This is a genomic window from Sinomonas sp. ASV322, from assembly GCF_030908245.1.
Classification (GTDB): Bacteria; Actinomycetota; Actinomycetes; order Actinomycetales; family Micrococcaceae; genus Sinomonas.
The window spans coordinates 154834-179376 of record NZ_JAVFJJ010000003.1 but is presented as its reverse complement, the minus strand read 5'-3'; the positions used below and the strand labels follow the sequence as shown (position 1 = coordinate 179376).

The 24543-nt window shown below is 70.2% G+C and carries 23 protein-coding genes; 10 read left to right on the top strand and 13 right to left on the bottom strand.

Translation table 11 applies throughout. The annotated features are described in order from the left end of the window. Window positions 1–63: 63 nt before the first annotated feature. The gene (locus tag RBS12_RS05580) at window positions 64–330 is read left to right on the top strand and encodes a hypothetical protein (RefSeq protein ID WP_307965085.1); all 267 of its coding nucleotides are present in this window, start codon (window positions 64–66) and stop codon (window positions 328–330) included. 47 nt (window positions 331–377) lie between these two features. Here the strand turns inward: RBS12_RS05580 and RBS12_RS05575 are convergent, their stop codons facing one another. From RBS12_RS05575 to RBS12_RS05555, 5 genes are all read right to left on the bottom strand, one after another. After that, window positions 378–1208: an aldo/keto reductase gene (locus tag RBS12_RS05575; RefSeq protein WP_307965084.1), complete on the bottom strand. Its 831-nt coding sequence runs from the start codon at window positions 1206–1208 to the stop codon at window positions 378–380. Between the two features lie 9 nt (window positions 1209–1217). Beyond that, the gene (locus RBS12_RS05570) at window positions 1218–2810 is read right to left on the bottom strand and encodes an MDR family MFS transporter (protein WP_307965083.1); all 1593 of its coding nucleotides are present in this window, start codon (window positions 2808–2810) and stop codon (window positions 1218–1220) included. A 109-nt stretch (window positions 2811–2919) separates the two neighbouring features. Further along, window positions 2920–4047, bottom strand: a complete 1128-nt coding sequence (locus RBS12_RS05565; protein WP_307965082.1) for a glycine cleavage T C-terminal barrel domain-containing protein — start codon at window positions 4045–4047, stop codon at window positions 2920–2922. A gap of 78 nt (window positions 4048–4125) precedes the next feature. After that, the gene (locus RBS12_RS05560; RefSeq protein ID WP_307965081.1) at window positions 4126–4755 is read right to left on the bottom strand and encodes an FABP family protein; all 630 of its coding nucleotides are present in this window, start codon (window positions 4753–4755) and stop codon (window positions 4126–4128) included. A 247-nt stretch (window positions 4756–5002) separates the two neighbouring features. Further along, the gene (locus tag RBS12_RS05555; RefSeq protein ID WP_307965080.1) at window positions 5003–5749 is read right to left on the bottom strand and encodes a permease; all 747 of its coding nucleotides are present in this window, start codon (window positions 5747–5749) and stop codon (window positions 5003–5005) included. Between the two features lie 89 nt (window positions 5750–5838). Between RBS12_RS05555 and RBS12_RS05550 the strand changes: the two genes are divergently transcribed. The 6 genes from RBS12_RS05550 (at window position 5839) to RBS12_RS05525 (ending at window position 12618) form a co-directional block, all read left to right on the top strand. Further along, window positions 5839–6534: a response regulator transcription factor gene (locus RBS12_RS05550; protein WP_307965079.1), complete on the top strand. Its 696-nt coding sequence runs from the start codon at window positions 5839–5841 to the stop codon at window positions 6532–6534. A 244-nt stretch (window positions 6535–6778) separates the two neighbouring features. Continuing rightward, window positions 6779–7762 carry a mycothiol synthase gene (mshD, locus tag RBS12_RS05545; protein WP_307965078.1) on the top strand — a complete coding sequence of 328 codons (984 nt, stop codon included), beginning with the start codon at window positions 6779–6781 and terminating at the stop codon, window positions 7760–7762. A 163-nt stretch (window positions 7763–7925) separates the two neighbouring features. Further along, complete coding sequence (locus RBS12_RS05540; RefSeq protein WP_307965288.1) at window positions 7926–10154, top strand: RNA degradosome polyphosphate kinase; 2229 nt, start codon at window positions 7926–7928, stop codon at window positions 10152–10154. 2 nt (window positions 10155–10156) lie between these two features. Then, the gene (locus tag RBS12_RS05535) at window positions 10157–11176 is read left to right on the top strand and encodes an NUDIX hydrolase (protein WP_307965077.1); all 1020 of its coding nucleotides are present in this window, start codon (window positions 10157–10159) and stop codon (window positions 11174–11176) included. Window positions 11177–11185: 9 nt separating this feature from the next. After that, complete coding sequence (locus tag RBS12_RS05530) at window positions 11186–12040, top strand: thymidylate synthase (protein WP_307965076.1); 855 nt, start codon at window positions 11186–11188, stop codon at window positions 12038–12040. A gap of 5 nt (window positions 12041–12045) precedes the next feature. After that, a complete protein-coding gene (locus RBS12_RS05525; RefSeq protein WP_307965287.1) occupies window positions 12046–12618 on the top strand; it encodes a dihydrofolate reductase in 573 nt (190 codons plus the stop codon). 16 nt (window positions 12619–12634) lie between these two features. Here the strand turns inward: RBS12_RS05525 and RBS12_RS05520 are convergent, their stop codons facing one another. After that, entirely contained in the window at window positions 12635–14854 is a 2220-nt protein-coding gene (locus tag RBS12_RS05520; protein ID WP_307965075.1) for a helix-turn-helix domain-containing protein, read from the bottom strand. Between the two features lie 171 nt (window positions 14855–15025). Here RBS12_RS05520 and RBS12_RS05515 point away from each other — a divergent pair, with 171 nt between their 5' ends. From RBS12_RS05515 to asd, 3 genes are all read left to right on the top strand, one after another. Continuing rightward, window positions 15026–15457 carry an ester cyclase gene (locus tag RBS12_RS05515; RefSeq protein WP_307965074.1) on the top strand — a complete coding sequence of 144 codons (432 nt, stop codon included), beginning with the start codon at window positions 15026–15028 and terminating at the stop codon, window positions 15455–15457. Then, on the top strand, window positions 15454–16692 hold the full coding sequence (locus RBS12_RS05510; protein ID WP_307965073.1) for an amidohydrolase: 1239 nt from the start codon (window positions 15454–15456) through the stop codon (window positions 16690–16692). Before RBS12_RS05515 ends, RBS12_RS05510 begins: the two co-directional genes overlap by 4 nt. Window positions 16693–16867: 175 nt before the next feature. After that, window positions 16868–17995, top strand: coding sequence for an aspartate-semialdehyde dehydrogenase (asd, locus tag RBS12_RS05505; protein ID WP_307965072.1), 1128 nt, complete (start codon window positions 16868–16870; stop codon window positions 17993–17995). A 95-nt stretch (window positions 17996–18090) separates the two neighbouring features. Here the strand turns inward: asd and RBS12_RS05500 are convergent, their stop codons facing one another. From RBS12_RS05500 to RBS12_RS05470, 7 genes are all read right to left on the bottom strand, one after another. Continuing rightward, window positions 18091–19050, bottom strand: coding sequence for a hypothetical protein (locus RBS12_RS05500; RefSeq protein ID WP_307965071.1), 960 nt, complete (start codon window positions 19048–19050; stop codon window positions 18091–18093). Window positions 19051–19239: 189 nt separating this feature from the next. Next, window positions 19240–20364 (bottom strand): winged helix DNA-binding domain-containing protein, encoded by a 1125-nt coding sequence (locus RBS12_RS05495; protein WP_307965070.1) that lies wholly within the window; start codon window positions 20362–20364, stop codon window positions 19240–19242. Between the two features lie 205 nt (window positions 20365–20569). Beyond that, window positions 20570–21751: an acyl-CoA dehydrogenase family protein gene (locus tag RBS12_RS05490; protein WP_307965069.1), complete on the bottom strand. Its 1182-nt coding sequence runs from the start codon at window positions 21749–21751 to the stop codon at window positions 20570–20572. A gap of 49 nt (window positions 21752–21800) precedes the next feature. Beyond that, window positions 21801–22502, bottom strand: coding sequence for a helix-turn-helix domain-containing protein (locus RBS12_RS05485; RefSeq protein WP_307965068.1), 702 nt, complete (start codon window positions 22500–22502; stop codon window positions 21801–21803). After that, window positions 22499–23563, bottom strand: a complete 1065-nt coding sequence (locus RBS12_RS05480) for a UDP-N-acetylmuramate dehydrogenase (RefSeq protein WP_307965067.1) — start codon at window positions 23561–23563, stop codon at window positions 22499–22501. The genes RBS12_RS05485 and RBS12_RS05480 overlap by 4 nt, the downstream gene beginning before the upstream one ends. Window positions 23564–23632: 69 nt before the next feature. Beyond that, entirely contained in the window at window positions 23633–24088 is a 456-nt protein-coding gene (locus RBS12_RS05475; RefSeq protein WP_307965066.1) for a MaoC/PaaZ C-terminal domain-containing protein, read from the bottom strand. Beyond that, window positions 24088–24537, bottom strand: a complete 450-nt coding sequence (locus RBS12_RS05470) for a MaoC family dehydratase N-terminal domain-containing protein (RefSeq protein ID WP_307965065.1) — start codon at window positions 24535–24537, stop codon at window positions 24088–24090. The genes RBS12_RS05475 and RBS12_RS05470 overlap by 1 nt, the downstream gene beginning before the upstream one ends. Window positions 24538–24543 lie beyond the last annotated feature (6 nt).

Below are 24543 nucleotides of genomic sequence, written 5' to 3'. Positions count from 1 at the left end.
TCGTATGTCGTCCACGAATGCGGCCACTTCGCCGCGCTGGGACTGTGTCGAGGCATCCGTGCTGTGTCTGTCGAAGCCATAGCGTTTCGGGTCTCGCTCAAGCCCCACGGCGAGATCACCGCGCGCCAAGCCATCGCCGTCGCCCTCGCCGGTCCCCTCGCCTGCGTGGTCCCGGGCGTGGTGCTCTGGGTGGCCGTCCCGCAGCTTGGCTTGGCTTGGTGGTACCTCGCGCACATCGTCCTTCTCCTGCCCTGTTTCGGCGATGGCCAAGCCGTGGTCGCCGCCGTGCGCCGCCTCAGGGCTGGTCACACCCCATCGACTGCTCCGTAACTGTCGTTTTGAGGCTCCAAAACGACAGTTACGGAGCAGTCGATGTGTCAGTGGCCGAAAGTGTTGGGATCCGCAGCTTTCGGCCCTGAGCCGTTGAGGGCGTTGAATGCCGCGATCTCCGCCGCGCTGAGCTCGAAGCCGAACACGTCGAGGTTCTGCGCGAGCCTCTCGCGCGAGGAGGACTTCGGGATGGCAACGAGGCCCTGTTGCGTGTGCCAGCGCAGGACGGCCTGGGCCGGCGTAACCCCGTGTGCCTCGGCGGCCGCCACGACCACCGATTCGGCAAGGAGGTCCTGCCCCTTGCCGAGGGGGCTGTACGACTCGGTGGCGATCGCGTGGGCCCCGTGGTACGCGCGGGCCTCATGCTGGACCCAATAGGGGCAGAGCTGGATCTGGTTGACGTCGGGCCCAACCCCCGTGGCCTCGATGATCGTGCCGAGGTGCTCGGGAGTGAAGTTGGAGACCCCGATCGAGTGGACCTTGCCCTCGTCGCGAAGCTCGAGCAGCCCCTCCCAGGCCTCGGTGTACGTGCCCTGATCCGGGTTCGGCCAGTGGATCAGGAACAGGTCGAGGTAGTCGACTCCGAGGCGCCTCGCGCTGTTCTCCCACGCCTCGCGCACACCGGCGACACTGTGCCACGCGCGATTGAACTTCGTCGTCAGGAAGATCTCGCTGCGGGGCACGCCGGATCGGCGCAGGCCCTCCCCCACGCCCTCTTCGTTGCCGTAGTTCTCCGCGGTGTCGACGAGCCGATAGCCGAGCTCGAGCGCCGTCGCGACGACGTCAGCCGCCTGAGCGTTGTCGAACGGCCACGTGCCGAGGCCGAGCTGGGGAATGTGGTGGCCAGAGGACAGCGAAACCAGCGGCGCAGCGGTCATGGCCCCAGCCTAAGGGCGCTCTGCGTCGACAGGCGACCCTTCGCGTTCGGCTCCAGCGTCCGCGGGGCCCGACTTGGCGTCCGCGGAGGCCGCCCCGGACGTGGCCGCCCCGCGCGCCCCGGCCGCCTGCGGGCCGCCGGCAGGAGCCTGGGCCGCCGGACGCACCTTGACGTAGAAGAAGGCGACGACGAGGCCGATGACGACGACGCCGGCGGGCAAGAGGACCGACTGGGCCATCGCCGTCGTGAACCCGCCCTGGATGAACGCGGGAAGCCGGCCGGCCGCGAGGGCGCTCGTGCTTTGGCCGCCACCAGGAAGCGGGGGAAGCTCGGCCTTGATTCGGGCCTGCATGAGGGCGGCGATCGCGGCGCTCCCGAGCACGGAGCCGATCTGGCGCGTCGTGTTGTAGATGCCTGAACCGGCGCCCGCGAGCTGGGGCGGGAGGCTGCGCGTCGCGAGCGTCGCGAGCGGACCCCAGATCCCCGCATTCGCGAGGCCCAGCACCGTGCCGGGGATGAGGAGCAGCCAGATCGGCTGGTCAGGCGTGAGGAGCACGTAGTACAGCACGAGCGAGACGGCGAAGAGGAGCATGCCGCCGATGTTCATGGCCTTCGCGTGGCCGCGGTCCACAAACTTACCGGCGACCGGCGCGAGACCGCCCGAGAGCACGGCCATCGGGATCATCATGAGCGCGGACTGGGTCGGAGTCATGCCGCGGACAAGCTGGTAGTAGAAGATCGTCGGGAGGCCGAACGACGTCACGGCGAAGCCGACCGTCGAGATGCCGAGGTTCGCGAGGGAGAAGTTCCGGTCGCGGAAGAGGCCGAGCGGCACAAGGGGCTCGGCCTTGTTGACGGCCTGCCACACGACGAACGCGGCCATGACGACGATGCCCGCGATGATGATCCCCCACACCGTGATCGGGCCCGAGATCGTGCCCCACGAATACGTCTGGCCCTCCTGGATGCCGAAGACGAGGAGGAACATCCCGACGCCGCTCAGGGCAACGCCGAGCCAGTCGAAGCGATGCGAATGGGTCGTCAGGCGCGGGACGAGCCGGAACGCGAGGATGAAGCCGACGACGCCGACCGGGACGTTGATGAAGAACACCCACTGCCAGCCCAGGCTGTCCACGAGGACACCGCCCAGGATCGGGCCCACCAGCATCGCGACGCCCGCGGTGGAGCCCCAGATGCTCATCGCCGCGCCACGGCGCTCCGGCGGGAAGATGCGCGTGATGACGGCCATCGTCTGCGGGGTCATGAGGCCCGCGCCGAGGCCCTGAACGACGCGCGCCGCAACGAGCGACGCGACGCTCCCCGAGAGCCCGCACCACAGCGACGCGAGCGTGAAGATCACGAGGCCCGCGAGGTACATGTTCTTGGGCCCGAAGCGGTCGCCCAGACGACCCGTGATGAGCAGAGGCACGACGTATGCGAGCAGATACGCGCTCGTGACCCAGATGACCTCGTTGATGTCCGCGCCGATCCCTCGCATGATCGCGGGGTTGGCGACCGAGACGATCGTCGTGTCGATAAGGATCATGAAGAAGCCGATGACAAGAGACCAGAGGGCCGCCCACGGCCGTTCGATGCGTTCCACCGAACTAGGTTCTCACTTCCTGCGGACAGCGGATGTCCGCAAGTGTTCGCCCGCCGCGATCAGAGAGAAACATCACGTTGCGCGCTCGTGGGCCATGGCTCGCGGCCGGTCAGGGGTGGCCGCGCAGAAGCCCCGCAGGCCGATCGACGACCTGCCCGGCGTCCGGCGCGACGATGGTCTCCTGGGCTGCAGCGTACGTCTCGCCCTCGGCCTCACCGTGGACGACAAGGGCCGCGCTGGGGTCCGTGCTGCGCTTGACGACGGCGAGGGCGATCGGGCCCATCTCGTAGTGGAGTGCCGCCGAGGTGACCCGGCCGACGGCCTTCGCGCCGCCGTCGCCCGCGAGGAACACCGGGCTGCCTGCCGTGGGCAGCGTGTGGGCCGAGCCGTCGAGCTGGAGCATGACGAGCCGCCGCGGCGGGTGCCCGAGGTTGTGGACGCGCGCGATCGTCTCCTGGCCCTTGTAGCAGCCCTTGGAAAGATGCACGGCTGTTCGAAGAAGATCAAGCTCATGCGGGATCGTCTTGTCGTCGGTCTCGAAGCCGACGCGTGGGCGCCATGCGGCGATGCGGAGGGCCTCGCTCGCCATCGACCCCGCAAGGCCCACGCCCGAGGCGTCAAGGGCGTCCGCGACCACCTCGAGCTCGTCAGCCCGAACGAGCTGCTCGAACCACGGCCGCTCCAGCCCGGGATGGCGGTCTTCGGCCACGGTCGCGTAGCTGTAGCCCCCCGGCGCGACGTGCGGCCACGGGTCCTGCCACACGGGCCCGATTCCGGCCAGCCCCGCGAACTCGTCGAGCCGCCGGGTCGCGGCAAGCACGCCCCACGCGTCGCTCACGTCCGCAACCTCGACCCGAAGCATGAAGCGCATCGAATCGAGCCATGCGGTGAGCCCCACAGCCTCGCCCGCTTCGACGAGGAGCCACGCCGTCGTGCCGTCGTCGACGATCCGCGCGTCGTACTCGATGCGGCCTTGGAGGCTCAGGAGCAGAAGTTCGGCGGACTCGCCCGGGGCGAGGTTCGCGACCTGCTGCGACGAAAGCGTCGTGAGCCACGTGAGCCGGTCCGGCCCGGTCACCGTGACGACGCCGCGGAAGGAGAGGTCGACGACGGCGCGCCCCTCGGCGAGCGCGCGCTGCTCCCGCAGCGGGTCACCGTAGTGGGCGGCGGCCCCGGCGTTAGCCCCCGAGGCCGCGACGGCGCCGGGACGGGCAAGAAGAGGGGAAGTGAAGCTCATGATCTGTTCAACGTCCAAGAAGTCGGATTCAGTCCACCGGCGCAGAAAGTGCCCGGTATCAGCCGGTTTCGGCCCGGATCATTCCGTGGGCTGCTGGGGCGGCACGGGCGCAGCCACGCGGCGCAGGATCGCGGAGGCGTGCGGCGCGAGCGGAGCCCCTCCCGCGGCGACGTCCCACCGCCAGAAGAGGTCGCCGTTGACGAGGCCGAAGATGCGCGTCGCGGCCGAATAGTCCCGGCTGTTGGCACCGCGGAGGACGGCGTCCGTGCTGAGGTGGATCTGTGGCCCCTTGATCTGGCCGTAGTACAGCTCGGCGATCCCGGCCGGGTGGAGTACCGAAACCGTGATGTCGAATCCGCCATCGCCGTTGCGGAGGGCCTCGACCTCATCCGCGGTCTTGTACGCCGGGACGATGTCGGCGGGCGTCAGGCCGGGGCCGCCGTCGGCCTCCTGGAGCGGACGGTCGAGCTGCCAGAACCCTGTCTCGATCGAGAGGGGCCGCAGCCGAATGCCGGCTTCGTCGCAGAGCCAGCTCTCGGCCGTGTATTCGAGGTACGGGAAGCCGTGGTGGGCGAAGGTGACGTGCTGGCCGAAGTGCTCGTCCGCCGCTTCGCCCGCGCCGAGACGCCCATGGCCCTCCCACTCCCCGATGAGCCACGACAGCGGGACCAGTTCGGGAGTGAGTCCGGTGGGAATCTCGATGGGCACCGCGCTCTCCGGGACGGTCAGCGCTGGCCGCGGAAGAGGCCCAGGATCGTGTAGACGGCGAACCACGCCATGGAGACGCCGGCGATCACGAGAAGGACGATGAAGAGGATTTCCCACGCAAGAACAGACATAGCGCCATCGTAGCGCCTCGGCTAGGGCCTCCCCGCCGCGTATGACGCCACTCAGAGGCCTCTGAGTGTGTGGTGGCCTCTTAATTGCGCAGTGGCCTCTTAGTAGCAGTGGCCTCTTAGTAGAGGAGCAGCTTGTCGATGAAGTAGGCGAGAGAGCCGACGGCGAGAACGGGCGCGAGGGCGAGTGCCATGAGGCCCGCGGGCGGCATGGGCCGCGACCGGGTCCGGTTGAGTCGGCGCACGGCGGCGAGGACGGCCCCGATGAGGGCCCCCGCGATCGTGGCGGGAATCACGGAGATGTCCGTCAGGACGAGAGCCGCGAGAGGGGCCGCGAGGCCCGCGAAGACGATCGCGAGCGGGGCGACGATCGTGTCCGGCCAGTTGATGGCCCCCACGAGCAACGCGACGGCCGTGCTGATACCAGCCACGATGAGCATCGAACCGGTGCCCGTGAGACGCGCGGTCGCGATCCAGCCGGCGCCGAGGCAGCACAGGAGGACACCCGCACTGGCCCCGAGGGCCGATTCGAGCCGGTGACTCTGGCCCGTGCCGCGGATGAGCTGGACAATCGTCACGGCCATGACGCCGAAAGCGATCGCGGCGGGGGTCCAGAACAGGAACTCTGGCCCGGCCACGGAAGCCGCCGAGATCCCGGCCGCGGCACCCGCGATCGCGAGGATCGTCCCGTTCGTCTTCTTCGCCGGAATTCCAAGGAAGAAGGGCCACCCGATGCCCGCGAGAGCGGCGAGGACGACGGCGACAACAGCCTGGGCGATCGGCCCCCCGAGGCTCGACACGATGAGTGCCGCGGTGCCGGCCACGCCAATGCCCGCCGCCGCCGCGCCCCCGATCCATGTCTTCACCCTGCCATCCTTCCATAGGCGTCCCCGTATAATCGTCGGCAAAGGTACGCCCTGCCCGACGCCGCGCAGACTGCTATTGGGGAGGAACCATGTCGCACATCTTGCTGCTGACCAACAGCCGAGGCTCCTCGGTTGACGTTCTACCTGCGCTCGAACTTCTGAATCATCAGGTTCACATCCTCCCCGCGGAACCGACCGCCCTCCTCGACGCCGATCCGGCCGACGTGATCTTCCTCGACGCCCGCAAGGACCTCGTCGGCGCCCGCTCGCTGACCCAGCTCCTCAAGGCCACGGGGCTCAGCTCGCCGCTCCTGCTCATCCTCACGGAGGGCGGCATGGCCGCGGTGTCGGCGGCGTGGGCCGTCGATGACATCATCCTCGAATCGGCCGGGCCTGCAGAGATCGAGGCCCGCATCCGCCTCGCCATCTCCCGCAGCGCGCACGTCGAGGAGCCCGACACGGAGATCCGCGCCGCGGGCGTCGTCATCGATGAGGCGAGCTATACGGCGAGGGTCAACGGAGAGGCACTGAACCTCACGTTCAAGGAGTTCGAGCTCCTGAAGTACCTCGCGCAGCATCCCGGCCGCGTGTTCACGCGCCAACAGCTCCTCACCGAGGTGTGGGGCTACGACTATTACGGCGGCACGCGCACGGTCGACGTTCACGTGCGGCGCCTGCGCGCGAAGCTCGGCCCGGACCACGAGGGCCTCATCGGAACGGTCCGCAACGTCGGCTACCGCCTCACACTCACGCGGCTCAGCGAGGACGAGCTCAGCGACGCGTAGGGCCCGACGACCGCAGGCACAGGAGGCCCCGATGCCCCGGGGCCACGACGCAGAAGACCCCGCACCCGTTCCCGGTGCGGGGTCTTCTGGGTCATTCTGTGGAGGACATACGGGTCGAACGTATCGAGGCCACCCCACTGGTGGATCCCCCTCGCGCGGGCGAGCCGCGGTCATCCACTGTACACAGGAGCCTCGCAGCCGGGCAAACCGCCCACGCGGCGGACGCATTCGCTAGCCTTGCTCCATGACGAGCGCTTACCCGCAGGACTGGCCGGCCACCGTCGTCGAAGGCCGTGTACCCCGGGCACTCTGGACGGAGATCGAGGCCCTCCTCGCCGCCGCGGAGGAATCCGACGGCAACCCGTCCCTTTCGGAGCAGACGACCGTCCTCATGCGGTCGCCCGAGACCCGAGCCGAGGAAATCCTGACGATCGCGGTCCACGCTCTCGACGACACGTCAGGCTCGTCGGCGCCCGAGGACCTCGCGGGAATCGCGGCCATCGCCTTCAGGGAGGCCGGCGAGGGCGTGCTCGAGCTCGCCGTGCACCCCACGTACCGGAACCAGGGCGTGGGGGTGCGGCTCGTCGAGGCCATCCGCGATCTGCGCGGTCCCGGCGGGCGTGCGCGGCTCACGGCGTGGTCGCACGGCAACCACGAGGCCGCCGCCGAGCTCGCGGCCCTCTACGGGTTCGCGCCCTTGCGGGAGCTCTGGAAGATGGTGCTCGTCCGGCACGAGGACGGCCCCGCGCCGACCCTTCCGGAGGGCGTCACGATCCGCACGTTCGAGCCGGGACTCGACGAGGACGCGTGGCTCGCGGCGAACCGGGCGGCGTTCGCCGATCACCCTGAGCAAGGGGCCCTCCGCCGGAGCGACCTCGAGGCGCGCATGGGCGAGCCGTGGTTCGACCCCGCCGGCTTCTTCCTCGCGGTCGACGACGACGACCGCATCCTGGGCTTCCACTGGACGAAGGTGCATCCGGCCCACGGCGAGCACCGGGCGGTCGGCGAGGTCTACGTCGTCGGCGTCGACCCGGCGGCGCAGGGGCGTGGCCTCGGGCTCGCGCTCACCCGAACGGGAATCGACTACCTGCGCGGCAAGGGGCTCAAGACCGTCATGCTGTACACCGACGCGGACAACCCGGCCGCCGTCGCGCTCTACCGCAAGCTCGGTTTCACCCTGTGGGACAAGGACGTCCTCTACGGCCCGGGGGATCCGGAAGAGGCGTAACGCCGAACGCATGCGTGAGGCGGGGCCCGCCCGCGCATCAGGCCGGAAGCCCTTGTAGGCTGGATCCGGACTACATCAGAGCTCCAGCGGAGGAACAGTGACCGAATCCCAGCACGAGAGCCCTGCAGCAACGGCGCCGCAGATCACCGACCTTGCCGTCGCCGTGTCGACCCGACCGACGCTGCGCACGACGGCGGTGCCCGTCTTCGGCTCTTCGGAGGTCCCGGCGTCGCGGGCCACCGAAGACCGGATCGACATCCCGCAGTTCCTCCCGAGCCCCTCCCCCGAGGGCGAGATCGGCCCGGATCGCTTCCTCGACCGCGAACTGAGCTGGCTCGCGTTCAACGCCCGCGTGCTCGAGCTCGCCGAGGACCCCGAGCTGTTCCTCCTGGAGCGCGTCAACTTCCTCTCGATCTTCGCGTCCAACCTCGACGAGTTCTTCATGGTGCGCGTCGCGGGCCTCAAGCGGCGCATCGCGACGGGCCTCGCGGTCCCGTCCGCGTCCGGCCTGAGCCCCCACGAGGTGCTCGACCAGATCTCCGTCGCGGCCTACGAGCTCCAGGAGCGGCACTGCCGCGCGTTCGCCGACCACATCCGCCCGTCGCTCGAGAACGCGGGCATCAAGCTCGTCTCGTGGGACGACCTCGGGGAGTCGGAGCACGAGCGCCTGAGCGAGCTCTTCGCCGAGCAGGTCTTCCCGATCCTGACCCCGCTTGCGGTCGATCCCGCGCACCCGTTCCCGTACATCTCGGGCCTCTCCCTCAACCTCGCCGTCGTCGTCCGGAATCCCGTGAGCGACAAGGATCTCTTCGCGCGCCTCAAGGTGCCGGACCAGCTCCCGCGCCTCATCTCGGTCGACGGCCCGCGCGCGGGCAATGTCGCGGGACGGCTCGCGCGGTTCATCCCGCTCGAGGAGCTCATCGCCGTCCACCTCGACCAGCTCTTCCCGGGCATGGAAGTCGTCGAGCACCACACGTTCCGCGTCACGCGCAACGAGGACCTCGAGGTCGAAGAGGACGACGCCGAGAACCTCCTCCAGGCGCTCGAGAAGGAACTCCTGCGGCGTCGGTTCGGACCGCCCGTCCGCCTCGAGGTCACGACGGACATCAACCCGAACATCCGTGCGCTCCTCGTGCGCGAGCTCGGCGTCGAGGAGTCCGAGGTCTACTCGCTGCCCGCTCCGCTCGACCTGCGCGGCCTCTCCGTCATCAGCGGGATCGACCGGACGGAGCTCCACTACCCGAAGCAGCTCGCCCACACGTCGCGCTTCCTCAACGAGTCGGAGACGGCGAAGGCGGCCAACGTCTTCGCCGCGATGCGGCGGCGCGACATCCTGCTCCAGCACCCCTACGACTCGTTCTCGACGTCGGTCCAGGCCTTCCTCGAGCAGGCCGCCGCGGACCCCAAGGTCCAGGCGATCAAGCAGACGCTCTACCGCACGTCCGGGGATTCGCCGATCGTCGACGCGCTCATCGACGCGGCCGAGGCGGGCAAGCAGGTCCTTGCCCTCGTCGAGATCAAAGCCCGCTTCGACGAGCAGGCCAACATCTCATGGGCCCGCAAGCTCGAGCAGGCCGGGGTGCATGTCGTCTACGGCATCGTGGGCCTCAAGACGCACTGCAAGCTCTCCCTCGTCGTGCGGCAGGAGAACGACGGGCTTCGCCGCTACTGTCACATCGGCACGGGCAACTACCACCCGCGCACGGCCCGCTACTACGAGGACTTCGGTCTGCTCACGTGCGACGAGCAGGTCGGCGAGGATCTCTCGAGGCTCTTCAACCAGCTCTCGGGCTACGCGCCGAAGTCAACGTTCAAGCGCCTCCTCGTCGCGCCCCGCTCGATCCGCTCGGGCCTCATCGACCGCATCGAGACAGAGATCAAGAATGCGCGCGCAGGGCTCCGCTCTCGGGTCGTCATCAAGGTCAACTCGATGGTCGACGAGGCGACGATCGACTCGCTGTACCGCGCCTCGCAGGCGGGCGTGAAGGTGGACATCATCGTGCGCGGGATCTGCTCGCTGCGCCCGGGTGTGCCCGGTCTGAGCGAGAACATCACGGTCCGTTCAGTCCTCGGCCGCTTCCTCGAGCACTCGAGGGTGTTCGCGTTCGCCAACGGCGGGAACCCTGTCGTCTACATCGGCTCTGCCGACATGATGCACCGCAACCTCGACCGCCGCGTCGAGGCCCTCGTGCAGCTGAGGAACCGCGAGGACATCAACGACCTCATCGCACTCCTCGACCGATACATGGACGATGGCACGGCGAGCTGGCACCTCGACGAGTCCGGCACGTGGACGCGCCACCATCTCGATGGCGACGGACGGGTCCTCCAAGACGTCCAGTCCTGGCTGCTCGCGTCCCGCGCACGACAGCGATCCGCCGCGCTCCGGTGACGATGACTGATCAGCCCGAAACCGCCAAGCCGGTGGACCGCACGGCCGAGCAGGTGGACCACACGGCCGAGCAGGTGGACCACGCGGGCGAGCCCGTGGCCGTCTACGCCGCCGGGGCCATCCCGTGGCGTGTGCGCTCGGCCGAACTCGAAGTCCTCCTCATCCATCGACCCCGCTACGACGACTGGTCCTGGCCCAAGGGCAAGCTCGACCGAGGCGAGACGATGCCGGAGTGCGCAGCCCGCGAAGTGCGCGAGGAGATCGGGCTCGAGGAGCCGCTCGGCATCCCGCTCCCGTCCACGAGCTATCACGTGGCGCTCGGGCCCAAGATCGTGCACTATTGGGCGCTCAAGGTGCCCCAGTCCGCCGTCGTCAGCCCGGACGGCACCGAGGTTGACGCGACGCACTGGTGCGGACTCGAAGAAGCTGCGGCGCTCCTGACCAACCAGACCGACGTCGTCCCCCTGCGCTGGCTCGCCGAAGCGCACCGACGCGGCGAGCTCGACACGAGGCCCCTCGTGCTCCTTCGGCATGCGAAGGCCAAGCCCCGCGCGTCGTGGACGAAGGCCGAGGGGGACCGCACGCTCGCGGCATCCGGCGTCCGTCAGGCGGCCGCCGTCGGCCGGCTTCTCGGCGTGTGGAGCCCCGAACGCGTCGTGACAAGCCCGTGGCGGCGCTGCGTCGACACCGTCCGCCCCTACATCGCGTCGGCGAACGGCCGCGTCAAGGTCAAGCTCGACGACCGGCTCACGGAAGCCTCGCACAAGCGCAAGCCGGACCGGGCGGCCGCGGCAGTCGACCGTCTCTTCGACAAGCGCCAGAGCGTGGTCCTGTGCTCCCACCGGCCCGTGCTGCCCACGCTCCTCGCGTCCTTCGTTCTCCGCTGCGAGCCGGGGCTCGAGACTGAGCTGCCCACCGAGGACCCGTTCCTCGCGGCCGGCGAGATGATCGTGTTCCACGTCCCCGTCGAGGGGCCGGCGCGGGTCGTTGCGATCGAGCAGTTCAAGCCGTACGACGACTAGGCTGTGTTCATGCCCACCTTCACGCGCCCGGTCACGCGCACTGCCTCCCCTTATGAGGACCTCCTCCGCGATGTCCTCGAGCACGGCGCGCACAAGTCGGACCGCACGGGGACGGGCACGCGCAGCGTGTTCGGGCGTCAGATCCGCTTCGACCTCGCCGAGGGCTTCCCGCTCGTGACCACCAAGCGCGTGCACTTCAAGTCCGTCGCGGTCGAGCTCCTCTGGTTCCTGCGCGGCGACTCGAACGTGCGCTGGATGCAGGAGCAGGGCGTCACGATCTGGGACGAATGGGCGGACGACGACGGCGAGCTCGGCCCCGTCTACGGCGTCCAGTGGCGCTCGTGGCCCACGCCGGACGGCCAGCACATCGACCAGATCGCGGCGGTCGTGGACTCGCTGCGGAACAACCCGGATTCGCGGCGCCACATCGTCTCGGCGTGGAACGTCGCGGAGCTCTCCAAGATGGCTCTCCCGCCGTGCCACGCCTTCTTTCAGTTCTACGTCGAGCCTGCGGGAGACCGCGAAGGAACAGCCCCGGGGAAGCTCTCGTGCCAGCTCTACCAGCGCAGCGCGGACATGTTCCTCGGGGTCCCGTTCAACATCGCCTCGTACTCGCTCCTCACGCACATGATGGCGCAGCAGCTCGGCCTCAACGTCGGCGAGTTCGTGTGGACGGGCGGCGACTGCCACATCTACGACAATCACGTCGGGCAGGTCCGGGAGCAGCTCTCGCGCGAGCCGTACCCCTATCCGACCTTGAAGATCGCCCGTAAGCCCGAGAGCATCTTCGACTACCGCTACGAGGACTTCGAGATCGTCGGCTACGAGCACCACCCGACGATCAAGGCGCCCATCGCGGTGTGAGCCGGATGAACGATCCTCTGAGCGCGACCGACCTCGCCCCGACGCCCGCGGACGCGAACCTGAGCGAAGGCGTCGGGCTCATCTGGGCGCAGACCCACGGCGGCGTGATCGGCCGCGACGGGACGATGCCGTGGCACGTCCCCGAGGACATGGCCCACTTCGCGTCCGTGACGAAGGGGCACCCTGTGGTCATGGGCCGGAAGACGTGGGACTCGATCCCACCTCGGTTCAGGCCGTTCTCAGAACGGACGAATATCGTCGTGACCCGCCGGCAGGGCTGGGAGGCGGACGGCGCCGTCGTCGTCCATTCGCTCGACGAGGCCCTCGCAGCGGCGACGTCCGCGCCCGGCGGAGCGCGCACGTGGCTCATTGGCGGCGGGGAGCTGTTCGCTCAGGCGCTCCCGCTCGACGCGGTCAACACCGCGGTGGTGACGCATCTCGACCTGGACCTCGAGGGAGACGCGTTCGCCCCGAAGCTCGGCCCCGAATGGGCTCTCGCCTCCGCCGAGCCAGCCGACGGCGCGTGGCTCGAGTCGCGGACGGGCATCCGCTACCGGATCGAGCTCTACCGGCGCTGACCCCGACGCGACGGGTTCAGGCCTCCCAGGCCAGCTCGCCGCCGTCGGTGCCCTCGCGCGAGCCGGCCACGAACGCTTCCGCGCCGCGGAGGGGGCCGAGGTGGCGCTCGGCGAGGATCGCGTCGAACGGATGCGGAGCCACGCCGAGAGAGCGACGCAGGACGGCGGCCCTCGCCGCGAGCGTGCCCGCTCCTCGCACGTCGCCCGCCACTGCGGCGGCATGCGCACGGCTCTCGAGGGTCTCGGCGAGGCCCCAGCGATCGTCGGCAGCCCTGACAATCTCGAGGCTCTCGTCGAGGCATGTGCGCGCTGTGCCGGGATCCCCCGCGAGGAGCCGGACCGCCGCAAGGTGACGGAGGGCGCGAGCCCGGTACGTCTCGTCGCCGAGCGCGGCGAACCGATCCCGCGCCTCCACGAAGCGGCGCTCCGCTTCGTCGCGGTGGCCCGAAAGCGCGAGCCCGGCGCCATCGTTGAGCGTCGAGACCGCCACGAGCCACGGGTCTCCGACGATCTCCCGCGCCACCGCGAGCGCCTCGCCGAGCAGCCCGGCAGCCTCGGCGGTGCGGCGATCCGCGAGCGCGATCATGCCCCGGAGCGTGAGCGCGTTGCGGCGCTCCCCCGGGCCGCCCGCGTCCGCGAGGTGCCGCAGCGCGCTCGCGTGGATGCGCGCCTCGGCATAGTCGCCCTGGTGGTACGCGAGCCAGCCCGCTCCCCACCTCGCCCGCGCGGCGAGCGCCGCGTCGGCATCGTCCGCGGAGGCCAGGGCCGTGCGCAGCCACGCACGGCCCTCGGAGAATCCCCCTTCCCAGAGCCAGAACATCCACAGCGAGGTGGCAACACGCAAGGCCTCGACGGCGCGGCCGGCATCGGTGAACCACCGGAAGGCGAGCCGGAGGTTGCCGAGGTCCGCGGACGCTTCCCAATGCGCCCCGTGCTGGCCGGCCTGCCGCATCGCGACGGCCGCCGACTCCGCGGCGCGGAGGAACCATGCCGCGTGGCGATCATGGGCGGCAGCGTCCTCGCCGGATTCCACCAGCCGGGCGGCACCGAACTCCCGCACTGCGTCCAGCATCCGGTACCGGCCGTGGATGTCGGTCGGCGACGGCGCGACGGCGAGGCTCTGATCGACGAGGGCGGTCACGTCCGCGAGCGCGTCGCGGCCGAGGACAGCGCTGGCGGCGGCGAGGTCCCAGCCGTCGAACACCGCGAGCTGGGCGAGGGCATCCGCGGGCGCGTCTCCGAGCAGCCCGTAGCTCCACGCGACGGTCGCCTCGATCGTCCGGTGCCGGGCGTCGTCGTCGACCGGTCCCCCGGTGAGAATCGCGAGCTGGTGGCTCAGACGCTCTCTGAGCTCTCCGAGTCCGAGGTGGGCCACGCGCGCCGCGGCGAGCTCGACCGCGAGCGGAACCCCTTGAACCCGCGCACAGATATCCGTGACGAGCTCGCGCGAGCCCGAGAGGTCGACGCCCGGCCGCGCGTCCCGGGCACGTTCGACGAACAGCTCGTGCGCCGCGGGGGCTTCGAGCGGATCCACCCGCATGAGGCGCTCGGCGAGGAGCCGCAGCGGGGTCCGGCTCGTCGCGAGGACGCTCGTGCCCCGGCAGCGCGCGAGGACCTCGGCGATGAGGGGCGCGGCCCCGACGACTCCTTCGAACGTGTCGCACAGAATCAGCATCCGGCGCTCCCCGATCGCCGCGCACAGCATGTCCGTGACCGTGCCGTGCGCCACGTTGGCACCCACGGCGGTCGCGATCGCGAGGCCGGCAGCGTCCGCATCTCGGCAGCTTGCGAGCTGGACGAAGGCCACGCCGTCGTCGAACAGCGGCGCACACCTTTCGGCCGCCGCGACGGCGAGCCGCGTCTTGCCCACGCCGCCCGGACCGATGAGCGTGACGAGTCGCGTCGAGGGATCCCCGAGGCTGGCGGTGAGCTCGTCCAGAGCCTTGTCGCGGCCGAGCAGCGGCGTCGCGGGGGCCGGCAGCGGGACCAGCTGGCCGCCAGGTCCGGCGATCCCGCGGGCGAGGGCGGTGAACCGGTCCTTCGGAGAGCCTGCGAGGCCGAGCGCGTCGGCCAGCCGCGCCGCCGTCGCGGGATAGAGGTGTCCGCGAAGACCGCGCTCAGCGTCGCTCACGGCACGAACGCTGATCCCCGCGCGCTCGGCGAGTTCCTCCTGGGTCAGTCCCGCCGCGGCGCGCAGCCGTCGGAGTTCGTAGGACAACGCCGTGTCTGCGCCCATGCGACACCTTCCTTCCACGCCAAGGCTAAGGCGGCGGACCGCCAGCCGGGGACCTCACCGTCGAAGTCGGTGGGCCACTCGGTGAGTTCGCGTCGTGGCCCCGCGCCGCGCGACGGCGCACGCTGTTCCGTACCAGGTCGCTACGAACTCAGAAATCAGAAGGAGGACGCCATGTCATCCGAAACATCCCGCAGCCTCGTGGACCGCCTGTACCACGAGGTGCTCAACGGGCGGTCCCTCGACGTCATCGACCAGATCGCGGTCGAGGACTACGTCGAAAACGATCCGATGCCGGGCCAGGGCGAAGGGCGGTCGGGCCTTCGCGATCGCGTATCGATGCTCGTCACGGCGCTCGAGCCGCGGTTCACGGTCGAGGACGTCGTCGCGGAAGGCGATCGCGTCGTCGTCCGCTGGCGCAATCGAGGGACGCACGTCGAGCCGTTCCTCGGGCTCCCCGCCTCGGGCAAGCCGTTCGACATCGCAGGCATCGACATCTACCGCGTCGCGGACGGTCGCCTCGCCGAGCATTGGCATGTGGTGGATCAGCTCGCCATGCTCATGCAGCTGGGCTTCTTCCCGGCTCCGGAGGCCGCGTCGTCGTGAGCGTTGAACGGACGACGGCGCTCCGGCCTTCCGCGCGGAAGGGACCTTCCGCGCTGGCCGCCGAGGCCGACCGCGAGCTCGTGGACCTCGAGACGAGGCTCGTCGCCGTGCGGCGCGACGTCCACGCCCATCCCGAAGTGGGGTTCGACGTGAGCCGCACCGCGGGCCTCATGGCCGTCGAGCTGAGGCACTTGGGTCTGTCGGTGAGGACCGGCGTTGGCGGCGCGGGGGTGATCGCCGACCTCGACGGCACCGCGCCGGGACCCCGCGTCCTCGTGCGGGCCGAACTCGATGCCCTCCCGATCCGCGAGGCCTCGGGACTCGAGTTCGCCGCGACCGGCTCAGCGGCGCATCTGTGCGGTCACGACGTGCATCTTGCCGCCGCACTCGGTGTCGCCACGGTCCTCTCCCGGCTGCGGGACCGCCTGCCCGGCAGCGTCCGGTTCTGCCTCCAGCCAGCCGAGGAGCTTCTCGCGGGCGCGGCGCCGATGCTCGCCGACGGTGTTCTCGAGGGGGTCGACGGCGCGCTCGGCGCCCACGTTCTCTCGGGGGTTCCATACGGGACCGTCACCGTCAATCCCGGCGCTGTGCTCTCGGGAGCCGATTTCTTCCACACGACCGTCTCGGGCGGGGCCGGGCACGCGGGAACCCCGGGCCAGTTCGCCGACGCGATCCTCGCCACGGCTCACCTCACGACGGCGCTCCAGGCCGTGAGCGCGCGCGAAACGCCGCCGGATGAGCTCCTCGTGCTCGGAATTGGCGCGGTGCACGGCGGGGACGCCGCGAACGCTGCGCCGGAGGACGTGACGCTGCTCGGCAACGTGCGGTGGCTCGAGCCAGCGACGGCGAGGCGCGCCGTGAGGCGGGTCGAGGAGGTCTGCTCCGGGGTGGCAGCGGCGCTCGGCTGCCGCGCGGAGATCGAGTGGACGGGCCACGCGCCGGTCCTCGTCAACGACCCCGGGCTTGCCGCCGTCGCCCGGCGCGCGATCATGTCGGACGGGCTTGCCGAGGTCACGGAGGTCCCGCCGCTCACGGCAAGCGACGACTTCGCCGAGTTCTCCACCCGCGTTCCCGGGCTCTTCCTCGGGGTCGGATGCGGCGGGCCCGCGAGCGCTCCTCACCATCACCCGCGCTTCGAGGCAGACGAACGGGCCGTTCTGATGACCGCGAGAGTGCTGTGCCGGGCGCTGCTGAGCGTCCTCACGGGGTGGTCCGCCCCCGCGGTATCGCGTTAGCCGCAGGCCACCGCGGGGCAACCGAACGAAGCCGACGTGGATGCTCGCTGCCGCACGGCGCGAGCATCGGGCCGCGGCACTGCGAAGGGGCCGGGGGCTGCCGTGGCCGGCCGGGCGCGGGCTGTGAGACGCAGCCCACATCGGCGTGGGGCCGCCCGCCCGTAGAATGGAGCCTATGACTTCTTCGGTGGGCTTTGTCGGCTGGCGCGGCATGGTGGGCTCCGTGCTCATGGAGCGGATGCAGGACGAGGGCGATTTCGCCTCGATCAACCCTGTGTTCTTCTCGACGTCCAACGCCGGCGGTGAGGCTCCTGCATTCGCCGGCGGTGCGGGGTCGCTCGAGGACGCGTACGACGTCGAGACCCTCGCCAAGCTGCCGATCATCGTGACCGCCCAGGGCGGCGACTACACGAAGAAGGTGCACCCGCAGCTCCGCGCGGCGGGCTGGGACGGCCTGTGGATCGACGCGGCCTCGACGCTGCGCATGAACGACGACTCGATCATCGTGCTCGACCCCGTCAACCGCAGTGTCATCGACGAGGGCCTCGCGTCCGGGGTCAAGGACTTCGTCGGCGGCAATTGCACGGTCTCGTGCATGCTCATGGGCCTCGGCGGCCTGTTCCGGAACAACCTCGTCGAGTGGGGCACGTCGATGACGTACCAGGCCGCCTCCGGCGGCGGTGCGCGGCACATGCGCGAGCTCCTCACCCAGTTCGGCACGCTCAACGGCGCCGTGGCCGCGGAACTGTCCGACCCGGCGTCGGCCATCCTCGAGATCGACCGCAAGGTGCTCGCGGCCCAGCGCGGCGGCGTCGACGCGACCCAGTTCGGCGTGCCGCTCGCGGGCTCGCTCATCCCGTGGATCGACGCCGACCTCGGCAACGGCCAGTCCAAGGAAGAGTGGAAGGCGGGCGTCGAGACCAACAAGATCCTCGGCACCCGCGCCGGTGGCTCGATCGATCCCGTGATCATGGACGGGCTCTGCGTCCGGATCGGGGCCATGCGCTCGCATTCTCAGGCCCTCACGCTCAAGCTCCGCGAGGACCTCTCGGTTGCGGAGATCGAGAAGCTCATCGACGCGGACAACGAGTGGGCGCGCGTCGTGCCGAACGAGAAGCAGGCGTCGATGGAGCAGCTGACCCCGGTGGCCGCGTCGGGTACCCTCGACATCCCCGTGGGCCGCATCCGCAAGCTCGAGATGGGGCCGGAGTACATCTCGGCCTTCACGGTCGGCGATCAGCTCCTGTGGGGCGCGGCCGAGCCGCTGCGCCGCATGCTCAAGATCGCCACGGGAACGCTGTAGGCGAGCTTCCAGCGTATGACCGGCCCGGAGCCGCAAAGGCGGTGCTGCCCAGCACCGATTCTGCGGTTCCGGGCCGGTTGTGTTTCGGCACTCTGTCATCCAGCAAGCTTGGCCGCCCGAGCGAAGGCGGCCCGCAGTTTCGCGAGAACCATCCCGGGCACGGCGAGATCGGCCCACCGGATCCGGACGACGACCCATCCTGCAGCAAGGAGGGCGTTCTCCCGACGGCGTTCGGCAAGCAGAACATCGGGAGTCGGGCGATAGTTGAAGTACTTGACATCGCCGTCGAACTCAAGGATGACCCTCAGTTTGGGCCATGCGAAGTCTGCGCGGTAAATCCCCTCCTCGGTATAGACCTCGAACTGCAGCTCAGGCCGCGCCAGGCTAGTCCCCGCGAGGAGCAATCGCGTCCTCGTTTCTCCTGCCGATTCCGAGCGCGCATCCAAGACCGGCAGCAATCGCTCGATTCGCCGGGACCCACGCGTCGCACCAGTCCGGCGGGCGGCTTCAGCAATGCCGTCCACAGTCGCTCCGAGGCGCAACGCATGATCCCCAATGACCGAGGCCCTCTCGAAATCGAGAATCCGGGCGCAGTCGGCCACCGTGCGATTCAACGAGGTCAACCGCAGCACACGCCCCTCCCGCACAAGTTCCACCAAGTCGGTGTCGCCGACAGATCCGACGTGCGCCGCGACATCAGGACCATGGCTACGCGACGACGACGAGTACGGCACCGTGACATGCACCTTCTCGCCGACGTTCCACGTGCTGCAGCCGAGGAGCCTCGCGGCAGAGGCGTAACTATAGATCGTCCGGCCCGACGTCGAGGCGGCATGAGCGTCGAGGCGATAGAGGGACTGTTCCCAAGGAGTCGCAGCACGCCATGCCCGTCCGAGGATGTAGGCGCCGCGACAGAGGCGAATCACGCTACCCCCTCGGACGGCACCGGTAAGCAACCGATCCCCGATCCCTGCACGCACCAATTCTGAAGTCGGCGCGACTGCCCTCGCTGGCCAGCAGGTCTCCACGCGCGAACGAATCTCCTCGGGCTCCATGCCGATCAGTCTTCCCGACCCGCACAGCGCCGCGCGAGCGCGTTCGGCCGTATGTGGATAACCACACGGTCAAACGGCCCTCGACCGCATGCCCGGTGCTGCCCAACACCTGTTAAGCGGGTAAGGGCCGGTCATGATGGGGCGCGTGGATCGGCGGGCGGGCCGAAGGGCAGGCGCCTCACCAGGGACTCACCCCGCCCAGTAGGCCTCGATGCGTGCCGCCGCGCGCTCGACGCCTGCCGCGGCCGAAGCCGTGAGCTCCTCGAACAGCTCGGGCACGACGCGGGGCGCCGCGGGGGTGCCACCCTTGACCCACGTCCCGACGGCTCGCCCTCCGAGCGCGAAGGTTGCCTTGAACACCCCATTGGTGCCCGGGATCACCCGGTCGAGATACGCGTCGGGGACCGCAGCGGAGCGGTCCTGATACCCGAGGACGAGCTCGTCGAAGCCCGGAAGAGCCACGACCGCGCGGGCCCCGGTCCGCGCATCGAGCAGCGCGGCGACCTCGGGAGCGCAGAACAGCTCGCGCCCGTCGAATTCCACGGGGACGCAATCGGCCGCGGCAGCTCGGAACGGGCCCCGCACGACGCCGAGCGGCTGGCCGAGCCACCACGCGAAGTCCCGTTCGTCGGCGGGTCCGTGCGACGCGAGGTACCGGCGCGCGAAGTACTCGACCGCGTCGTCGCCCGTGAGGCCTTCGCCGCGCGGGAGCCACTCGTCGGCGAGGCGGAACTCCTGCTGCCGCCCGCGGAGCGGTCCCTGCACGAGCACCATCCGATGGCTCAGGATGGAAAGGAGATGAATACCCCGCTGGGCCGCGGTCGGCTGGCCCGCCGCCTCGAACGCCTCGAAGAGCTCGGGGCGGGTCAGCCCCTTGTCCCCCGCGAGCCATTCCTCCGCGACTTTCCGGGCCACGGCGACGTCCTCCTCGGCGATCCCGAGCCCCCGGTGCCGGGTCGCCGCCGAGCGCATGACCCGGTCGGCCGCGAGCCCGACGAAGGAGCGCACGTCCTCCGCGGGGACGAGGAAGAGTGTGCCGCGCATCGTCCACGTGCGGACGACGGCGCCGCTCGCCAGGGCGGCCGCGACGCCGGACGCGGTCCCCGCCCGGGTCCGGACGCCGACGGCGAGGAGGCCAGAGCCTAGGTCCTGGCTCTGGATGGCTCCCATGCGGCGCACGGCGGAGGCGGGGTCCTGTGCCTGCGCGAGGCCGTTCGCGTCGGAACCGCCTGGCAGAAGGCACTGCGCGGCCAAGCGGAGGCGGGCCACCGCCGTCGTCGTCACCTTGCGGGCACTCGGGGCGGGCGTCGTCATGGGACCATCATGCCCTGCGGAGGCGGACAGGATCAGTCCGCAGTCGTCCCCTTGCGCCGTCCCGTCCCCGCGGGGGGCCCCCGGCGGACCTGCCCGCGCCCACGCCGGGGGCCCCCCGGGCGCCGGGGCCGCCGCAACCGCAGGGGACCCGCCGGAGGTGACGGCGCAATCGAAGACACCCCGCGGATCTGACGGCGCAACAGGGCTACACGAACGCGCCGACGCCCGTCACGTCGCGGCCGATGAGGAGTGCCTGGACGCTCTCGGTCCCCTCGTACGTGTGGATCGACTCAATGTCCGCCAGATGGCGGATGACATGGTTTTCGAGGAGGATCCCGTTGCCGCCGAGCAGGTCGCGCGCGGTCGAGGCGATGAACCGTGCCTTGCGGGTGTTGTGGTACTTCGCCATCGACGCCTGCGTGGGCCTCATGAGGCCGGCGGCGTCGAGACGCGCGAGGTGGACGCAGTGGAGCTGCATGCTCGTGAGCTCGGCGAGCATCTGCGAGAGCCGGTCCTGCACGAGCTGGAACTTCGCAAGGGGCTTGCCGAACTGCAAGCGCTGCGTCGCATAGCTGAGCGCCGCCTCGTACGCCGCGGTCGCGTGCCCGAGTGCGGACCACGCAACGCCGAGCCTCGTCGCGACGAGCACGCGAGAGGTGTCCTTGAACGTCTTCGCCCCGGGCAGCAGGTTCTCCGCCGGGATCCGCACGCCATCGAGCCGGATGCGCGCCTGATGGATCGCACGGAGCGAGCCCTTGCCCTCGATGACCTCCGCCTCGTAGCCGGTCGTGTCCTGCTCGACGAGGAAGCCGCGAACGTTGCCCTCCTCGTCGCGGGCCCACACGACCGTCACGCCGCCCGAGGCGCCGTTCCCGATCCACTTCTTCTCGCCGTCGAGCACCCAGTGCCCACCTTCGAAGCGAGCCGTCGTCTCGAGGCTCACCGAGTCTGAGCCGTGGTCGGGCTCGGTGAGCGCGAAGGCTCCGAGCTCCTCGCCGCGCGCGAGCGGCCCGAGCCAGCGCTCCTTCTGGGCGTCCGAGCCGTGGAACGCGATAGAGCGCAGCGCGAGGCCGCCCTGGACGGCGACGACCGTGCCGAGCGAACCGTCTCCGCGTGAGATCTCCATGTTCACGAGTCCCGCGGCGAGCGGGCTCATGGGCTCAAGCCCGGGAACCTCGATCCCGTCGGTGAGGAGGTTGAGTTCGCCCATGCGCTTGACGAGATGCACGGGGTACTCCGCGCGGTCCCAGTAGCCGTTCATGTCCGGAAGGGCCTCGTCGACGAACCCGCGCGCGCGGTCCCACGCGGCGCGATCGGCCGCGGGAATGTCGGCGAACACTCCGTAGTAGTCGGTGTCGAGAGCAGCGGAGACGTCGTAGTCAGGCACGGTCCACTTGTATCCTGAAACTCAGTCTCACGTCAAGCGAGACTGAATCTCAGACCGGGTGCTCGAGGGCTTCCCTGACCCGGCGCGCGACATCGGCGGACGGCATCGAGCGCGGGAAGACGGCGACGACGACGTCGTCCGCACTGCCCGAACCAACCCGGTAGAGCCGCTTCACTCCGTCGAGCTCGCTGCGCAGGCGTGCGACGTCGGAGCCCGGCTCTCCGAGCATGAGGCCCCGGAGAAGGTAGTTGTGGGTCGCGATGACCGTGGCCGCGAAGCGCACGGCGTCGAGCGGCTCGATGCCCGCGACGGCCGAGCGCAGATAGCGCCGGAAGAGCCGCTCGTAGCGGAACGTCGTGACGAGTTCCTTGTCCCGGAGGCTCGGCTCCCGGTTGACCACTTGGTAGCGCAGCTGTGCCAATTCGCGCTGCTCGTCGAAATGGGCGAACACGAGCTCGGCGGCCTGACACACGGCCTCCCACGGATCCTCGTGCCGCTGCGCGAGAAACGCCTCTGCCTCCTCGAGGAGCGCGTCGTGGTCGGCGAAGACGACGTCCTCCTTCGAGCGGAACTGCCGGAAGAACGTGCTGCGCGAGAGGCCGGCCGCAGCCGCAACCTGCTCGGCACTCGTCGCCTCGTACCCCTGCTCGGCATACAGCCGAACCGCCGCCGCGGCCACGTCGTGACGGAAGAGCGCGCGCTCGCGCTGCGCGCCGCCCTTGCCGGCTCCGGGCTCGGCGGCCGCGCTCACAGCTCGATCCCGATGAGGAGCGGCTCGTTCGTGAGCTGGATCCCGAACCGCGCACGCACTCCGTCCCGCACTTCGCGCGCGAGCGCGAGCAGATCCTTGGCCGTGGCGCCGCCGCGGTTCGTGAGCGCGAGCGTGTGCTTCGTCGAGAGGGACGCGCGGCCGCCCGTGACGCTGTCCGGCGCGAGGCCGTACCCCTTCGGGAATCCCGCATGCTCGATGAGCCACGCGGCCGACGTCTTGACCAGCCCATCGCCGGCCGGGTACCTCGGCGCACCCTCCGGCAGGACCCCGGCGTCCTCGACGGCAAGGATCGGGTTCGTGAAGAACGAACCGGTCGAGAACGTGTCGCGGTCCTCGGGATCGAGGACCATGCCCTTGGAGGCGCGGAGGCGCAGCACCTCGCGCCGCACGTCAAGCGCCGAGGCGCGCTCCCCCGGCTCGACGCCGAGCGCCCGTGCGAGCTCGGCGTACCGCACGGGCGCGCTCATGCGCCCGAGGGGGAGCTGGAACTCGACCGAGAGGACGACAAACCTGGGCGAGCCAGCCGCCGTCGTCTGCTTGAGGAGCGAATCCCGGTAGCCGAACGCAAGCTCGGACGGGACGAAGGTCCTGACGGCGCGCGCCACGCGATCATAGGTGCGCACCTGCCAGATGGTCTGCGCGACGTCCGCGCCGTAGGCGCCGACGTTCTGCACGGGAGTGGCCCCCGCCGAACCCGGAATCCCCGAGAGGGCCTCGACACCGCTCCACGCGTGCCGGACGGCGTGCTCGACGAAGTCGTCCCACACGTGCCCCGCCTGGACCGCGACCGAGACGCCGCCGCACGCGTCCGCCGAATTCACGGCGAGCCCCTCCGTGGCGATCCTCAGGACGGTTCCGGGGTACCCGTCGTCGGACACGACAAGGTTCGATCCGCCGCCGATGATGAGGAGCTGCTCCCCGGCGTCATCCGCCGTCCGCACGGCGTCGATGATCTCCGCCTCGGTGCGGGCCTCCTCGAAGCGGGCCGCAGGCCCGCCCACGCCGGAGGTCGTCAGGGAGGAGAGAAGGGTCTGGCTCACGGAGACTAGCCTAGTCGGACGACGGCGGACGGCGCCTCGGGCGTAGACCGTACCTTCCGAAGCGGTGTGTCACGCAAGCCGGACGACGGCCTGGGCCTTCATGAGGACGCGCTGGCCGGCATTCGTCACGGCGAGGTCCACGCGGGCGGTCCGGGCCTCGGCGTCGATCGCCCCGATCGTGCCGACGACCTCGAGGACCGCGCCCGGCTCGTCCGTCCCGGTCGTGTCCGCGACGGGGACTGGCTTCGTGAAGCGGGTCTGGTAATCGACCACGCGTCCGGGATCGCCCGCCCAGTCGACGACGAGCTGGACGGCCGCGCCCATCGTGAACATGCCGTGGGCGATGACGCCCGGAAGCTCGACGGCCACTGCGAAGTCGTTGTTCCAGTGGATCGGGTTGAAGTCACCCGATGCGCCCGCGTACTTCACGAGGTCCGAACGGGTCACGGCGATCTCGCGCCGGCCGATCTCGAGGCCCGTCTCGAGCGCGTCGAACACGGGCACTGCTGCACTCTGCGCGGCCATCACTGGCCCTCCCCTCGGACCAGGATGGACGACGTCGTGGTGGCGACCTTCTCGCCGGACTCGCTCGAGATCTCGGCGCGAGTCGTGATCATCGCTCCTCCGCCCATCGCACGGACCTGGTCGACGTGGAGCTCGGCCGTGAGGCGGTCCCCCGCGACGATCGGGCGGTGATGTGTGAAGCGCTGCTCCGCGTGGACAACGCGCGAGAAGTCGATGCCGGATTCGGGGTCAGCGATGAGCTGCGCGTCGGCGCGCTGGGCAACGATGATCGCGAACGACGGCGGGGCCACGAGGTCGGTGTAGCCGAGCGCGGCGGCGGCGTCGACGTCGAAATGGGCGGAGTGCTCGGCCTTGACGGCTCGTGCGAATTCGCGGATCTTCTCGCGGGCGACGTCGTACACCTCGGCGGGCGGGTACACGCGGCCCTGGAGGTCGGGGTTGATGGCCATGGCCAG